Origin of the sequence: Campylobacter sp. CFSAN093260 (assembly GCF_012890095.1) — a bacterium.
Lineage (GTDB): Bacteria > Campylobacterota > Campylobacteria > Campylobacterales > Campylobacteraceae > Campylobacter_D > Campylobacter_D jejuni.
This window is the reverse complement of the sequence record NZ_CP040618.1, coordinates 972,888-987,896: the sequence shown is the minus strand read 5'-3', so window position 1 is coordinate 987,896 and position 15,009 is coordinate 972,888. Positions and strand designations below refer to the sequence as shown.

Below are 15,009 nucleotides of genomic sequence, written 5' to 3'. Positions count from 1 at the left end.
GGCTTTTATGGCTTCTTTTAAATGGCTTCTTTTAAAAAGATATTTTGGATTAATGTTATTATTGTTATTATTGTAGCTTTTAATCTTAGAGCCCCAATTACTGCAGTGGGGCCTATTATTGATATTATTAAAGATAAGTATTATTTAAACTCAACCGTAGCAGGCATACTTACAAGTCTTCCTTTGATAGCTTTTGGAGGTATTTCTTTTATTGTGGGGTATTTTTCTCCTATTCGTGCTATTGTTTTTGGAATTTTTTTAATTTTTTTAGGCGAAATTATTCGTTCTTATTTTGGTGTATATGGCTTATTTTTAGGAATGTTAGCAATGGGCTGTGGTATAGCAATTGCAAATGTTTTACTTCCTAGTTTTATTAAAGAAAAATTTCCAAAAAAAATGGCAAGTATAATGGGAATTTATAGTCTTGTTTTGAGTATTTCTTCGATTATAGGTATTGCTTTAGCTATACCTTTGCTTAGTGTATTTGATTTAGCTGGAGCTATGTTTTTCTGGGCTATTTTTTCTTTTGTAGCTTTAGTAGTTTACTATCCTCAAGCTAAAAATGGTAGATTTTTTCGTATTAAGAAAAAAGCTCATAAAAAAATCAATCTTTTTATAAATTTAACAACTTGGAAAATTACTCTTTTTATGGGATTTCAAAGTTTTTTAGCTTATTCTTTGTTTTTTTGGTATGTTCAAATTGTTGTAGAAAAAGGATTTGATAAAGAATTTTCTACAAGTATGGTTTTATTTGCTCAACTTGTTGCAGCTCCAGTGTCTCTTTTTGGCCCTTTACTTTTAGGAAAATTAAGACAAAATTTACATACTTTTTACATAGCAGGTTTGTGCAGTATGTATGTGATCGCTTTTGGTATGCTCTTTATTTTTGATAGTAAAATTTCTATTATTATCAGTGCTTTTATCATGGGTTTTCCATGGGGTGGAGTTTTTGGCATTGCGTTGCTTTTTATTGCACAAAAAAGCTCTAATGCTCAAATAGCAGCGAGACTTTCTGCTTTAGCTCAGGGTTTTGGATATTTAATTGCAGCACAAGGACAATGGATTATAGGTTTTTTGCATGACAAATTTGAAAATTTTTCATTTGCTATTTTGATGTTAGTTTTTGTTGGAATTTTAGTAAATATCTTTGGATATTTATCTTATAAAAGTCAAATTATCAAATAAAGCTTTTTGGATTAGCATATCTGCGCCATTTTTTTGGGTTATATTTTGCAATCTTGTAGAAATATTTTCTAGATTTAGTTTTAATATTGACTTAAAAAATTCATCAAGATTAATAGAGTTTTGCATAAAAATTTGACATAAAGCTTGATCTTGTAAAAATTTAGCATTAAAGTATTGATGATTTTTAGCTGCATAAGGATAAGGTATAAAAATAGTGGGCAAAGTATTAGCACAAAGTTCAAAAAGAGTACTTGCACCTGCTCTTGATATAGCTAGATCTGCATTTTTCATTTTTTCTTCCAAATTTAAACTAAAATCAAAAATATCAGCTTGGATATTTAAGCTTTGATAATGTTTTTTGCACTTTTCAAAATCATTTTTTCCACATTGATGGATGATTTTGATATTTTGTTCTTGAAGTTTTGGTGCTAAATTTAAAGCTAGTTCGTTGATAAATTGAGCTCCTTGTGATCCTCCTAAGAAAATAATATTTTTTAATTCTTTGCGAATCCTAGCATTATCAAAAAATTTATCTGCTACAGGATAAGGGCTAATTTCTTTTTCAAAGGCGCTAAAAAATTTTGTAGCGAAAGGTTTTAAAAGCATATTTAAAGAGCCGCTTTTTGAATTTTGTTCATGTATAAAAAGAGGCAAATGTGAGAATAAAGCCGCAAAAGATGCAGGAGCTGCACTGTATCCACCTACACTAAAAACGGCTTGGATGTGGTATTTTTTAAAAATTTCTCTACAATCTTTGGAGAGTTTTAAGGTGTGGAGTAAAGAACTGATTTTGTCAAATTTGCTTTGATTAACCACTCCTTTAGAGCTTAAAAAAAATTTTTCCTTAAAGCGTACTTCATTTTCAAACCAAGCTTTATCTTGACCATTTTGACTGCCTATGTATACACATTCTATATTTTTTTTAATCGCACTTTCTAATAAGCAACGCACTATGGCCAAATGTCCTCCAGTTCCACCACCTGTTAAAGCTATTGTCATAATTTAACCTTTTTTGAAATCATTAATACATATCCTATGCCTATGCAAATTGCCCACATTGAACTTCCTCCATAGCTTAAAAGTGGAACCGCTACACCTTTTAGTGGAGTAAGAGAAATAATACCAAAAGCATTCATAAAGAAAGAAAAAAGTAAAAGTAAGGCTATGCCTGAACAAAAAATAAAATCTTGTTTAGCTTCACATCTTCCTGCAATTCTAAAAATTCTTAAAATCATCCAAAGATAAATATAGCAAATAACCCCAAGACCTAAAAGTCCTATTTCTTCAGTAATTCCTGAAAGAACAAAGTCAGTATGCACTTCACTTAAAAAGCCTAATTTAAAAGTTCCAAGTCCTAGGCCTTCGCCAAACATTCCTCCATGGGCTATAGCATTTAAAGAGTGTGAAATTTGATAAGGCTCGCTGTTGCTACTTACTCTTAAAGCATTTGCCAGCCAATCAGGAAGCATAGGTAAAAAAGCATCTTGTATATTCCCCCACCAAGAAGCGATTCTTTGAATTCTTCTTTGGTTACTAAAAATTACCATTATACCTATCATCATAATGATTAAAGTTCCAAAAGCAAAAAGTCTTTTACTAGCTCCTGCAAAAAAAGCTAAAGCTAGAATCAAAAAGAAAGAAATTACGCTTTGTCCTAAATCGTTTTGAGTGATATAAATATATCCTATAACTATAGAAGCTAAGATACAATAAGGCAGAAGAATTAAAGCCTCGTGTCTGATGGCTTTTTTGCTATCATCAATACGCCTTGTATAGCTCCATGCTAAAAAATAAATCAATCCTATTTTAAAAAATTCCACAGGAGAGATAGAGAGTGGGCCTAAGCGTATCCAGCGTTTAGCTCCTCCGCTAGCTGTTGCTAATGCAGAAGGTAAAAATGGCAAAATGATGATAAAGATAAAAGAAATAATCAAAATAGCTAAAATAATTTTTTTAGAAAGTGCTTTATCAGGATCCAATCGAGAAATAAAAAACATTATAAGTATGCCACTAATTCCAAAAAAAAGCTGACGAATAAAAAAATGAAACTCGCTATAGTCAAGAAAAAGAACAGTAAAAGCTGTAAGAGAGTATGAAAATACTATTCCTATGGTGATTAAAATACAACTTAAATAAAATAATCTTTTATCAGCAACCATTATAATTATAACTTTTCTTTATTGGAATTAAAATTTTAAAAAGTTTTATTATAACTAAAATAAATTAAATTTTTTGCTAAGTTTTTGTAAGGAAAATTTGCTAAAATTAACAATAAAAATATAACAAAAAAGGCAAATTATGAATCAAATCCATAAAATTCTCATAGCAAATAGAGCTGAAATAGCTGTTAGAGTAATCCGTGCTTGTAGAGATTTACATATTAAAAGTGTTGCAGTTTTTACAGAGCCTGATCGTGAATGTTTGCATGTAAAAATCGCAGATGAGGCTTATCGCATAGGAACGGATGCTATAAGAGGATATTTAGATGTTGCTCGTATTGTCGAGATTGCTAAGGCTTGTGGTGCTGATGCGATCCATCCTGGTTATGGATTTTTAAGTGAGAATTACGAATTTGCTAAGGCTTGTGAAGATGCTGGAATTATTTTTATAGGTCCAAAATCTGAAGTAATCCATAAGATGGGAAATAAAAATATCGCTCGTAAGTTAATGGCTAAAAATGGCATACCTATTGTTCCAGGGACTGAAAAATTAAATTCCTATAGCATGGAAGAAATTAAAATTTTTGCTGAGAAGATTGGTTATCCTGTTATTTTAAAAGCTTCAGGTGGTGGAGGTGGACGCGGAATTCGCGTTGTTCATAAAGAACAAGATCTTGAAAATGCCTTTGAATCTTGCAAAAGAGAAGCTTTAACATACTTTAATAATGATGAAGTATTTATGGAAAAATATGTAGTTAATCCCAGACATATAGAATTTCAAATTTTAGGAGATAACTACGGAAATATTATCCATCTTTGTGAAAGGGATTGTTCTATTCAAAGAAGACATCAAAAGGTAATTGAGATAGCACCTTGCCCTGGAATTTCAGATAATCTTAGAAAAACCATGGGTGTTACAGCTGTGGCAGCTGCTAAGGCTGTAGGTTATACAAATGCTGGAACTATAGAGTTTTTGCTTGATGATTATAATCGCTTTTATTTTATGGAAATGAATACAAGAATTCAAGTTGAGCATCCAATTACTGAAGAAATTACAGGTATTGATCTTATTGTAAGACAAATTCGTATTGCAGCAGGAGAAATTTTGGACTTAGAACAAAGCGATATTAAACCTAGGGGTTTTGCTATTGAAGCTAGAATTACTGCTGAAAATGTATGGAAAAATTTTATTCCAAGTCCTGGAAAAATAGGAGAATACTACCCAGCTCTTGGACCATCTGTTAGGGTTGATAGTCATATTTATAAAGACTATACTGTGCCGCCTTATTATGATTCCATGCTTGCAAAGCTTATTATTAAAGCAACAAGTTATGATTTAGCGGTTAATAAACTTGAGCGTGCTTTGAAGGAATTTGTGATTGATGATATTAGAACAACAATACCATTTTTAATTGCCATTACAAAAACAAGAGAATTTAGAAGGGGGTATTTAGACACCTCTTTCATAGAAACACATATGCAAGAATTATTAGAAAAAACAGAAGATCGTCATCAAGAAAATAAAGAAGAAGTTATAGCTGCAATAGCTGCTACGCTTAAAAAAATACGAGAAAGTAGGGAATAATAGATGGATTTTTTAGACAGTCTTAAAAGTATTAAAAAAGAAATGCAAGCTAACACCAATACTTCAAAATTAGCGAAGAAATCAAGCAAGAGTGGTGCAAGTGTAAAAAATTTAGAAAAACTAGCTAAAGATATTCGCGAAAAAAATCAAGAAACAAACATAGATAAGGAAATGCAAGAAATTTTCTTAAAGCAAGAAAAACTACAGGATGAATTTTCCGAATTTATCAAAAATACAGATATTAAGAAAATTTAATGCTTGAGATTGGTTTTTGTACTCTTGAAGATCAGTGTCCTTACTTAAAGGATAAACGTTCAAGAATAGAGTATAAATACATTGAAAATTGCCCTAAAGAAATCAATAATGAGCTAATAAAACGAGGTTGGCGTCGTTTTGGTAGGTATTTTTCACGCCCTATTTGTAAAGATTGTGATGAATGTTTAAGTCTTAGAATTTTAGTTAATGAATATAATTTTTCAAGAAGTGAAAGAAGGGTTGTAAATAAAAATATTAACACCAAAGTTATACTTAGAACACCCAATTTAAGCAATGAACATTTGTTTTTATATGATAAATACCATCGTTTTATGGAAGAAAAAAAGAACTGGAAGCGTTATGATTTAAGCTTTAAACAGTATTATAATCTTTATGTCGATGGTTTTATGAATTTTGGATATGAGCTTGCATTTTATATAGAAGATAAGCTCGTTTGTGTTGATTTGATTGATATTTTAGAGGATGGAATTTCAAGCATTTATTGTTTTTATGATCCTGATTTTTCGTATTTTTCTTTGGGTAAATTTTCTTTGCTCAATGAAATACAAATAGCTAAAAAAATGAACTTAGATTATATTTATCTTGGGTATTTTGTAAAAAAGTGTCAATCTTTATCTTATAAAGCCGATTATACACCCAATGAAATTTTAAAAGGCGCTAAAGAGCTTTTTGAAAATGAGGTTTTATGGGAGAAATAGATGCAAATCGTGCAAACTTTAGAAACTATCAATGTTAATACAGATGATATTAGCGTATTTCAGTATTTTAAAGACTTGATTACCAAAAATTTCACAAAGGTCATAGGACGAAAAAATAAAATTTTTTCTTTTTTTGAAGAAAATGAAATTCCACAGCGCCGTTATTTCTTAAAAGTTTTAGATCAAAAATATCGTAAAAGCGCAAATGAATGCATAGAGAATTTACAAGATGCTCATTTTAAAACTTTTAGATTAATTTTTGAGCAAAATAATATGCTTAAGCCTATGTTGTTTATCAAGATTGATTTTGTTGCGGGTAGAATTTTGATGAAGTTAAGCTCTAATGAAAAATTATTTATTACTTATATAAGAAATTATTTTCAAGATCATAATATAGAATATAATGAAATGACAAATATTCTAATTTTAGAATATAAAAACGAGAATACCCTTGAACTTTTTGAAGCTTTTGCAGATGAGAGCGAGCATTTAAAATATTGCGTGAATTTTGAAGTTGACCGCGAAGAGTATAAAAAATTTCGCCAAAATATTCACAATAAAGAAAATATGAAATGGAAATTTAATGCTTTAGCTAAGCTTTTTAGTAATTATTTTAATACTTTAGAATGCACTCCGCAAAATGATCTTAGTGAAATCAGACAAAAATATTTGATTTTGGTAAAACTTTATCATCCTGATTTTCATCAAGGAAAAAGTGCAATAGAAAAAGCTTACGCAAGAGAACAGTTTGAAAAAATACAAATCGCCTATGATAACTTAAAAGCACTTTATAAGAATAATACTTAAAAAAATTAAATTAATCATTTTGGTTAATTTAATTTTTCTCTCTCATAAATTTTTCTTAATTTGCTATCTAGTTTAAAACAAAATTTAAAAAGTGCAGGTACTACGAGTAAGGTAAGCAAAGTCGAACTTATAAGTCCAAAGATAATGGCTATTGCCATAGGAGAATTAGCTTCATAGCCCGCACCCCTTGAAAGAGCAAGTGGGAGCATAGCAAAAATCATAGCAAAAGTTGTCATCAATATAGCCCTTAAGCGTGATTTTCCAGCGATTAAAAGAGCTTTATCGGGATCTAAACCTTCATGGCATTTTTTATTAGCTACATCTACGAGTAAAATAGCATTTTTCCCCACCATACCAAAAAGTAAGATGATGGCAATAAGTACAAAAAGTGAAAAATTATGCCCTGTGATAAAAAGCCCTATAGAAGCTCCGCCAAAGGCTAAAGGCATGGTTATCATGATGATTAAAGGCAGAATAAAACTTTCATAAAGTGCGGCTAAAACAAGATAAATTAAAACAAAAGCAAGTGCTACTGCCATAGCAAAACCTTGCACGGTTTCACCTAAAAGATTGATAAAGCCTGAAAAAGCATAGCTAAGACTTGGATTGTTATTTAAAATTTTATCCATATTATCTAGTAAAAGTTTTTGCACCGCTCCTAAGGAAAGATCATTCACTCCAGCTGTGATTTTCACAGAGCGGTTTTTATTGTAACGATTGATAGTTTTTAAATCTTTACTGTATATAAAATCCACCACGCTTGAAAGTTCTAAATTTATACCTTGGTTGTTTTTAATGCTAATGCGCTTTAAAGCTTCTATGTTTTTTTTAAATTCTGGAGCAAAACTTAGGATAATATCATCTTTTGAATTGCCTCTATCCATGCTTCCTACGCTAAGTTGCGAGAAAGAATACCCTAAAACCCCAGCGATATATTGAGGATTGACATCTAAAAGTTTGGCTTTTTCTTTGTTGATGTGTAAGGCTACTTCATCTTTTGTAGCATTAGCATTATCGCTTATATCTACAATGCGCGCATTAGTGCCTAAAATTTCTTTTGCCTGAGAAGCAGCTTCTTTTAGAGTGTTTAAATCATCTCCTAAGATTAAAAATTGCACGGGATCATCAATGCCTGCACCCTCTATCTTTGGAAGTTCTAAAATTTTGATTTTTAAACTTTCATCTTGAAATTTTTGACGATATAAACTTACTATGGCACTTTGTCTTAAATTTCTTTCGTCTAAATTTTTAAGTTTAACATAAATTTTAGCCTTTGTAGCATCTTTGGCATCATCATAGCCTACAAGTAAAAAAGCGTATTTGACATTGCTATCATTTTTGATTTTTTCAAGCAAATTTAAACTTTTTTCTTTCATGGCTTCTAAACTTAAATCCTTTTTGCTTTCAAGCAAAACTTGAATTTCACTATCATCTTCCATAGGTAAAAAATCAAGCCCTATGCGAGTGGCTAAAGCAAAAGAAAGCCCTATAAAAACAAGAGTGGCTAGGATAAATTTTACTTTATTTTGTAAAATTTTATAGAGTAAATTTTCATACTTTTGCTCTATTTTTTCAAAAAAAGCTTCTGTTTTTTCATAAAACTTGTTTTCTTTTGGATTTAAAAATCTTGCCCCAATACTAGGTATTAAAAATACAGAAACCAAAAAGCTTATAACTATCCCACTTGCAACGCTTATGCCTAAGGCATTGAAAAAAAGCCCTGATATAGAGTTCATATAAGAAATAGGGATAAAAACACAAAGTAAAACTATACTTATGCTTAAAATGCTAAAACCTATTTCATTGATACCTAAAAAAGCAGCTTGTAAAGGCGGATAAGTTTTTAGTTTTTTAGCAGTATTTTCAATCACTACTATAGCATCATCGATAAAAATTCCTATGCTTAAGGTTAAAGCTATAAAAGTTAAGCGGTTTAAATCATAGCCTAAAAGATCGATAATAAAAAAAGTTGAAATGATAGAAGTAGGTATAGCTATGCAAGCAATGAGAGTTGCACTTAAATTTCTTAAAAATAAAAACACGATAACAAGGGTTAGAAAAATCCCCAAAACCATATCAAAAATCACTTGAGAAAGGTGCTTGTGGATATTTAAGCTTTTATCATAAAGCATATTAATGCTTATATCTTTTGGAATTTGTTTTTCTAAAATAGGCAAGGCATTTTTGACATTTTTAATCATTTCAAGGGTGTTATAATTTGTGATTTTTCCGAGTTCTAAAAGCACCCCTTCTTTACCTTCGTATAAAGCACTTTGTTTTTCATCTTCATAAAGGCTTGAAATATTAGCAATATCACTTAAAAATACTCCTGTTTTTATGCGAAGATTGCTAAGTTCTTCTAAATTTGTGGCTTCAAAATAGCCTTTGATGATATAGTTATCTTGATTGTTGTTAAGTTCGCCTAGGGCTTGTTTAAAATTTTGACTTTTGATGATATTTGCTACATCAAGGGCGTTAAGATTGTATTTTCTAAGTTCGTTTGGTTTTAATTCTATGCGAATTTGGGGTTCTAAAAACCCCTTAGCTTCGATTTTACCTACTCCTTCAACTCTTTGCAAAAAAGGTTTTATTTTGTCATTGATTTCACGCATGAGTTGTAATTTATCTTTAGAATATAGAAAAAGTGAAATAGCAGAACCAGAATCTGAACTGATTTTTTCAATTTCAGGCTTAGAAGGTAGGCTTAAAGTTCCTATTTTATCACGCACATCATTGGCAGCTACTTCAAGATTTTTACCCAGTTTAAACTCGACTACACTTACACTAAAATTATCATATGCAGCTGAGGTTATGGTCTTTACTCCATCGATTTCACTTAAAGCATTTTCTATTTCTTTAGTGACTTTTGATTCTACGAAATTTAAATCCCCATTTATCTTGCTTGTGATTTTTATAAGAGGTATGGAAACATTAGGAAATAAATTTACACTCATGCTAAAAGCAGAGATTAGCCCAAAAATCATAAGAGCTAAGAAAAACATTAGCACGGTAATAGGTCGGTTTATAGCTAGTTTAAACATTTTTAATCTTTAGTGATGATTCTACCTTCACCAAAAAGCCCTGGTGTTAGATTTGTGGTTTGCACTTCAGCATAAATTTTTCTTGTTTTTACTTCTATACTTGGATAAATAAGGCTGATTTTTCCTTTCAATTCTGTACCATTTTGATCGATTTTATAAAAGAAATCATCGCCTAATCTAACTTTATCTTTATATTTTTCATCAAAACTTAAAATCAGTTTGCTTTGTGGATAGGAAAAAATTTCTATTAAAGGTTGAGCTACTCCTCCTACTCCTTCGCCCACTTGTATAAATTTGTTTGCGATAATAGCATCATAAGGTGCGCGTAATTCTTTTTTTGCCATGATATTTTTATAATAAGCTATATTGATTTTTGCTTTGTTTAAATTTAAATTAGCAGCATCAAACTTAGCTTTCATATCTTCATAGCTTTGTTTGTCTATAACATTTTCTACAGCTTTGATTTTTTGCATCCTACTTTTGGTATTTTCGTATTCTACAAGGGCAAGTTGATAAGAATTTTGAGCATTTTGAAGAGCTATTTTTTCACTTTCTTGATCAAGAGCAAGTAAAAGTTCTCCTTTGCTGACTTTTTGTCCAATTTCTACAGGAATTTTTTGAACCAAACCTATGCTTTCAAGGGCAAGTTTGCTTTGTTTTGATGCTTCTACATTGAAACTTGCGTAAATTTCTTCGCCAAAGGCGCAATTAAAAACAAGAAGTAAAAATAGAATTTTTTTCATTCTTTAACCTTTGAATTAAGATCTATACCCGCATTAAAATAATAATTTGCTTTAGTAATTTCAAATTCATTTTTAGCAAGCTCTAAATCGCTTTGTGCTTTAAATTTAACCTCTAAAGCTTGAAGATATTCTACATAAGAAACAAGTCCTGCTTGGTATTTTTTATCTACACTTTCAAAAGCTAAATTTGCAGCATTTAAGCTAAGATTAAGAGCTAAAATTTGTTCTTGTAAAACTTTTAAACTTTTGTCTAAATAATTTAATTCTTCTTTATTTTTTCTCTCGCTAAATCTTGCATTTGCATTGGCTATTTGAACATTTAAACGCTCTTTTTCAACTTCTTTAGCCCTTGCATTGAAATCAAAAATTTTCCATTCCATACCTAAAATAAATTGATTACCTTGAGAATATTTTTCTAAGAATTGATCCGTTAAATTTGCAAAAGGAGCTGGAACTTTTGGATTATAATTGTTTTTATAAAAGTTAAAATTATCTTGAATATAAAATTTTGGAAAATATTCAGCTTTTGCTAAATTTACACTTTCTTTAGCAAGATTGATTTGTTCTTTAGCTATCATTACTTCATAGTTTTGACTTTTTTCTTGTTGCGGATTTTCTAAAAAAGCATTCCCTTGCACTTTAAAATCTGTATCGCTTAAAATTTTAATTTCTTTTTGTATATTGGCAAGTTTTAATTCATTTTGACTGAGCTCTAATAAGCTTAAATGGTATTTAGCCTTAATGCTTTCAAGTTCATCTTTAGGGCTAAGTCCTGCGTCGTAAAATTTTTGCAATCTTTCAAAAGTTGATTTTAAAAAAGATACTTTTTGTTGATTGGCTAGTAAAATTTTTTCAAGACTTAAGGTGTTAAAATAAAGTGTGATTGCATTTAGGGCAAGGTAATTTTTATTTTGTTCTTTGTCTAAAAGGCTTAATTTTTCTCTGCTTTCTAAAGCTCTTAAATTAGCCTCTCTAGCACCCCCATCAAAAAGCAAAAAATTAAGAGAAACTTTAGCAAATAAACTTTCTTGTGGATCGATAATGAAGCGATCTTTATTGTTGGCTACATAAGCTGAGTTTAGACTAAGAGAGGGTAGGTAATTTCTAAAAGCTTGTTCTTTGTCTAAATTTGCTTGTTCGCTTTGCATTTGCTTAATGAGATAGGATTCATTATTTTGACTTAGTGCTATAAATTCGTGCAAATTAGAAGCTAACATTGCTAAGGGATAAAGAGCTAAAAATATAGCTGATTTTAAATATTTTTCAAACATTTTGATATTTTAATATGTTTTATATAAATTTCAATTGAAGTTTTTTATATAAAATAAAATTTATTTGTTTTAAACATAAATTTTGTTAAAATCCTAGCTTTAAAATTTTATATTTAGGATGAAATTTTGTCGGTAAAAAATATTAGAAATTTTTCTATTATAGCTCATATAGATCATGGAAAATCTACTCTTGCAGATAGGATTATTAGTGAGTGTGGTGCTATTAGCGATAGGCAGATGAGTTCACAAGTTATGGATACTATGGATATAGAAAAAGAGCGTGGTATCACCATAAAAGCACAATCAGTGCGTTTAAATTATAAATTTAATAATGAAAATTTTGTTTTAAATCTTATTGATACTCCTGGCCATGTGGATTTTTCTTATGAAGTGAGTCGTTCTTTGGCAAGTTGTGAAGGAGCTTTGCTTGTAGTAGATGCTTCTCAAGGTGTTGAAGCACAGACTATAGCTAATGTTTATATAGCGCTTGAAAATAATCTTGAAATCATTCCTGTGATTAATAAAATCGATTTACCTAATGCTGATGTTGAGAAAGTAAAGCATGAAATCGAGCATATTATAGGTATAGATTGCAAAGATGCAATTTGTGTGAGTGCAAAAACAGGAGTGGGTATAAAAGAGCTTATAGAAACAATTATTACTAAAATCCCTGCACCAAAAACAGATGATGAAGCTCCTACTAAGGCTTTAATTTATGATTCTTGGTTTGATAATTATTTGGGTGCTTTGGCTTTGGTTAGGATTTATGAAGGAAGTATTGCTAAAAACGATGAAGTTTTAGTCATGAGTACGGATAAAAAACATATAGTTCAAGATCTTTTTTATCCCCACCCTTTAAGTCCAATTAAAACTCAATCTTTACAATCAGGCGAAGTAGGTGTGGTGGTTTTAGGGCTTAAAACCGTAGGTGATGTACAAGTAGGTGATACCATCACTTTGGTAAAAAACAAAGCTAAAGAAGCCATAGGTGGTTTTGAAAAGGCTAAAGCTTTTGTATTTGCGGGACTTTATCCTATAGAAACGGATAAATTTGAAGATTTAAGAGATGCTTTGGATAAATTAAAGCTTAATGATAGTTCTATTACTTATGAGCCTGAAACTTCTTTGGCCTTAGGCTTTGGTTTTAGGGTAGGATTTTTAGGGCTTTTACATATGGAAGTTATCAAAGAAAGGCTTGAGAGAGAATTTAATCTTGATTTGATTGCTACAGCTCCAACTGTGACTTATGAAATTTATCAAACCGATGGAGAGCTTATTAAAATTCAAAATCCTAGCGAGCTTCCTCCTGTTAATAAAATCGATCATATAAAAGAGCCTTATGTTAAAGCTACTATCATTACTCCAAGTGAATTTTTAGGGAATTTAATCACTCTTTTAAATCGCAAAAGAGGAGTACAGGTTAAAATGGACTATATCACACCTGAGCGTGTTTTGCTAGAATATGATGTGCCTTTAAATGAGATTGTGATGGATTTTTATGATAAATTAAAGTCCTTAACAAAAGGTTATGCGAGTTTTGATTATGAGCCTATAGAATTTAGAGTAGGGGATTTGGTAAAACTTGATATTAAGGTAGCGGGTGAAAATGTTGATGCGCTAAGCATTATCGTGCCTAATGAAAAAGCGCAAAGTAAAGGAAGAGAACTTGTTAGTGCTATGAAAGAAATAGTTCCTAGACAGCTTTTTGAAGTGGCCATTCAAGCAAGTATTGGAAATAAAATCATCGCAAGAGAAACTGTTAAATCCATGGGTAAAAATGTGACAGCAAAATGTTATGGTGGGGATATTACTAGAAAAAGAAAGCTTTTAGAAAAGCAAAAAGAAGGTAAAAAAAGAATGAAAGCTATAGGTAAGGTAAATTTACCTCAAGAGGCTTTTTTGAGTGTTTTAAAGATAGATTGATGATAAATTTAAAACTTGGCTTGAAATTTGCTTGTATTTTTAATACAATTTTAAAATAATTTTCTAAGGAGAAAAAATGTTTAAAAAATTTTTGATTTTTATAGTGCCTATTTTATTTTTGAGTGCTTGTGCAACTAAACAAGATACTTTTGCTCAAGTTAATCAAATTTCTAAAAATTCTCAATGCAGTTCTTGTGAAAGTCCTGGTGGTTTTGAAGCAAAGATTAAAGGGCTTTTATACATTAGCGATGTTGGAATTCAATGTTGTGCCAATAAACGCACTTTAGACACTGGTATTGCTTTGAAAAAGGTTTATTTACATAGATTTTATGATTTAAAAGAAGGGCAAAAGGTTTTAAATGCTAAAGGGAAAAAGTTATTTGTTGATGTGAATTTTAATGCGGTATTTTATATTTATTTAAAACAAGAACTTGAAGCTAGAGGAATAGTTGTGCTTGACAATAACGATCAAAATTCACCTTATGTGAGTAAGATTGATTTAGAATTTATATCTTATGGAGCAACTCAAGATGCTATAGGATTACATTCAAAACTAGTAGGAGTTTTACAAGTTAGTGATATAAATAAAAATAAGAAATTTACAATCCGTACCAAGCAAGATGTACAAGGTTTTGATGATTTAAAAGAAACAACTTTTTATACTCATTTGTTAATAAAACAAATGGCAAATAAAGCAGCTAGTTTAATCTCTGAACTTTGAGGTGTATAAATTGCGGAGCTTTTGCTCTGCTTTGCTTTTGTGAATTATGCGAGCTAGAGCTTTCTGAATTTTCCTTAAATGTAAGAAAGCTTGATAATAATTTCAAAGTCTATTCTTTTTATAAATACCATGAAATACAACACTTGCTTCACTCTAAACATTATTTTTATGGTTATTTTGTTTATAAAATGCTTGCTAAATTAAGTTTTGCAAAATTTAAAGATTTTTTTGATCCTAGAATGATAATTAATGTTATAGCTTTAGATGATAAGGTTGAAGATATGCTTTATTCGCATTCTGCTATTTTAGCTAGATATCTTAAAACAAAATTTGTAAAACCTGTTTTTAATGTTTTAAAAGCACAAAATCATATTAAATATTCTGGAAAAAGTTTAGAATTTCGTCAAAAACATAAAAGAAATTACAAACTCTTAAAAACCATTCACGAACCTGTAATTTTAGTAGATGATATTGTAACGACTGGTTCTAGCCTTTTGGAAGCTAAAAAAGTTTTAGAAGAAAATAAAATTTCTGTACTTTTTGCTCTTGTTTTAGCTGATGCAAAAGTTTAATATGCTATAATCAAAACTTTGAACTAAT

At 30.2% G+C, this 15,009-nt stretch carries 13 protein-coding genes; 8 read left to right on the top strand and 5 right to left on the bottom strand.

The annotated features are described in order from the left end of the window. Positions 1-21 precede the first annotated feature (21 nt). The gene (locus FBF22_RS05060; RefSeq protein WP_002860173.1) at positions 22-1,185 is read left to right on the top strand and encodes a CynX/NimT family MFS transporter; all 1,164 of its coding nucleotides are present in this window, start codon (positions 22-24) and stop codon (positions 1,183-1,185) included. On the opposite strand, the gene murG is transcribed toward FBF22_RS05060, so the two are convergent. Together murG and ftsW are read right to left on the bottom strand one after the other, a co-directional pair. Next, a complete protein-coding gene (murG, locus tag FBF22_RS05055) occupies positions 1,156-2,184 on the bottom strand; it encodes an undecaprenyldiphospho-muramoylpentapeptide beta-N-acetylglucosaminyltransferase (protein ID WP_002856115.1) in 1,029 nt (342 codons plus the stop codon). The two genes, FBF22_RS05060 and murG, sit on opposite strands and share 30 nt — an antisense overlap. Further along, positions 2,181-3,344, bottom strand: a complete 1,164-nt coding sequence (gene ftsW, locus FBF22_RS05050; RefSeq protein WP_002853553.1) for a putative lipid II flippase FtsW — start codon at positions 3,342-3,344, stop codon at positions 2,181-2,183. The genes murG and ftsW overlap by 4 nt, the downstream gene beginning before the upstream one ends. 139 nt (positions 3,345-3,483) lie before the next feature. Here ftsW and FBF22_RS05045 point away from each other — a divergent pair, with 139 nt between their 5' ends. From FBF22_RS05045 to FBF22_RS05030, 4 genes are read left to right on the top strand one after another with little or no spacing between them, the layout of a single operon-like run. Then, entirely contained in the window at positions 3,484-4,929 is a 1,446-nt protein-coding gene (locus tag FBF22_RS05045) for an acetyl-CoA carboxylase subunit A (protein ID WP_002856595.1), read from the top strand. Between the two features lie 3 nt (positions 4,930-4,932). Continuing rightward, a complete protein-coding gene (locus tag FBF22_RS05040) occupies positions 4,933-5,184 on the top strand; it encodes a hypothetical protein (RefSeq protein ID WP_002853000.1) in 252 nt (83 codons plus the stop codon). Beyond that, positions 5,184-5,903, top strand: a complete 720-nt coding sequence (locus FBF22_RS05035) for an arginyltransferase (protein ID WP_002888267.1) — start codon at positions 5,184-5,186, stop codon at positions 5,901-5,903. Before FBF22_RS05040 ends, FBF22_RS05035 begins: the two co-directional genes overlap by 1 nt. After that, positions 5,904-6,710: an adenylosuccinate lyase gene (locus tag FBF22_RS05030; RefSeq protein ID WP_004307655.1), complete on the top strand. Its 807-nt coding sequence runs from the start codon at positions 5,904-5,906 to the stop codon at positions 6,708-6,710. A 23-nt stretch (positions 6,711-6,733) separates the two neighbouring features. Here the strand turns inward: FBF22_RS05030 and cmeF are convergent, their stop codons facing one another. Genes cmeF through cmeD form a run of 3 tightly spaced genes read right to left on the bottom strand, consistent with a single transcriptional unit; the run spans position 6,734 to position 11,765 of the window. Continuing rightward, positions 6,734-9,751 (bottom strand): multidrug efflux RND transporter permease subunit CmeF, encoded by a 3,018-nt coding sequence (gene cmeF / locus FBF22_RS05025; protein ID WP_004307656.1) that lies wholly within the window; start codon positions 9,749-9,751, stop codon positions 6,734-6,736. A gap of 2 nt (positions 9,752-9,753) precedes the next feature. Continuing rightward, positions 9,754-10,494 (bottom strand): multidrug efflux RND transporter periplasmic adaptor subunit CmeE, encoded by a 741-nt coding sequence (cmeE, locus tag FBF22_RS05020; protein WP_002797145.1) that lies wholly within the window; start codon positions 10,492-10,494, stop codon positions 9,754-9,756. Further along, complete coding sequence (cmeD, locus tag FBF22_RS05015) at positions 10,491-11,765, bottom strand: multidrug efflux RND transporter outer membrane subunit CmeD (protein ID WP_052777656.1); 1,275 nt, start codon at positions 11,763-11,765, stop codon at positions 10,491-10,493. The genes cmeE and cmeD overlap by 4 nt, the downstream gene beginning before the upstream one ends. Before the next feature lie 126 nt (positions 11,766-11,891). On the opposite strand from cmeD, the gene lepA reads away from it, so the two are divergent. From lepA to FBF22_RS05000, 3 genes are all read left to right on the top strand, one after another. Next, positions 11,892-13,688: a translation elongation factor 4 gene (lepA, locus tag FBF22_RS05010; protein ID WP_002837927.1), complete on the top strand. Its 1,797-nt coding sequence runs from the start codon at positions 11,892-11,894 to the stop codon at positions 13,686-13,688. A 76-nt stretch (positions 13,689-13,764) separates the two neighbouring features. Next, a complete protein-coding gene (mapA, locus tag FBF22_RS05005; RefSeq protein WP_004307658.1) occupies positions 13,765-14,409 on the top strand; it encodes an outer membrane lipoprotein MapA in 645 nt (214 codons plus the stop codon). Continuing rightward, the gene (locus tag FBF22_RS05000; RefSeq protein ID WP_002859179.1) at positions 14,406-14,981 is read left to right on the top strand and encodes a ComF family protein; all 576 of its coding nucleotides are present in this window, start codon (positions 14,406-14,408) and stop codon (positions 14,979-14,981) included. The genes mapA and FBF22_RS05000 overlap by 4 nt, the downstream gene beginning before the upstream one ends. The last annotated feature ends 28 nt before the right edge of the window (positions 14,982-15,009 follow it).

What these genes read in the sequence shown, in the direction of transcription:
- FBF22_RS05060 (WP_002860173.1), top strand. Translation starts at nt 22, where the DNA reads ATGGCTTCTTTTAAAAAGATATTTTGGATTAATGTTATTATTGTTATT.
- cmeF (WP_004307656.1), bottom strand. Translation starts at nt 9,751, where the DNA reads ATGTTTAAACTAGCTATAAACCGACCTATTACCGTGCTAATGTTTTTC.
- murG (WP_002856115.1), bottom strand. Translation starts at nt 2,184, where the DNA reads ATGACAATAGCTTTAACAGGTGGTGGAACTGGAGGACATTTGGCCATA.
- FBF22_RS05045 (WP_002856595.1), top strand. Translation starts at nt 3,484, where the DNA reads ATGAATCAAATCCATAAAATTCTCATAGCAAATAGAGCTGAAATAGCT.
- cmeD (WP_052777656.1), bottom strand. Translation starts at nt 11,765, where the DNA reads ATGTTTGAAAAATATTTAAAATCAGCTATATTTTTAGCTCTTTATCCC.
- cmeE (WP_002797145.1), bottom strand. Translation starts at nt 10,494, where the DNA reads ATGAAAAAAATTCTATTTTTACTTCTTGTTTTTAATTGCGCCTTTGGC.
- FBF22_RS05040 (WP_002853000.1), top strand. Translation starts at nt 4,933, where the DNA reads ATGGATTTTTTAGACAGTCTTAAAAGTATTAAAAAAGAAATGCAAGCT.
- ftsW (WP_002853553.1), bottom strand. Translation starts at nt 3,344, where the DNA reads ATGGTTGCTGATAAAAGATTATTTTATTTAAGTTGTATTTTAATCACC.
- mapA (WP_004307658.1), top strand. Translation starts at nt 13,765, where the DNA reads ATGTTTAAAAAATTTTTGATTTTTATAGTGCCTATTTTATTTTTGAGT.
- FBF22_RS05035 (WP_002888267.1), top strand. Translation starts at nt 5,184, where the DNA reads ATGCTTGAGATTGGTTTTTGTACTCTTGAAGATCAGTGTCCTTACTTA.
- FBF22_RS05030 (WP_004307655.1), top strand. Translation starts at nt 5,904, where the DNA reads ATGCAAATCGTGCAAACTTTAGAAACTATCAATGTTAATACAGATGAT.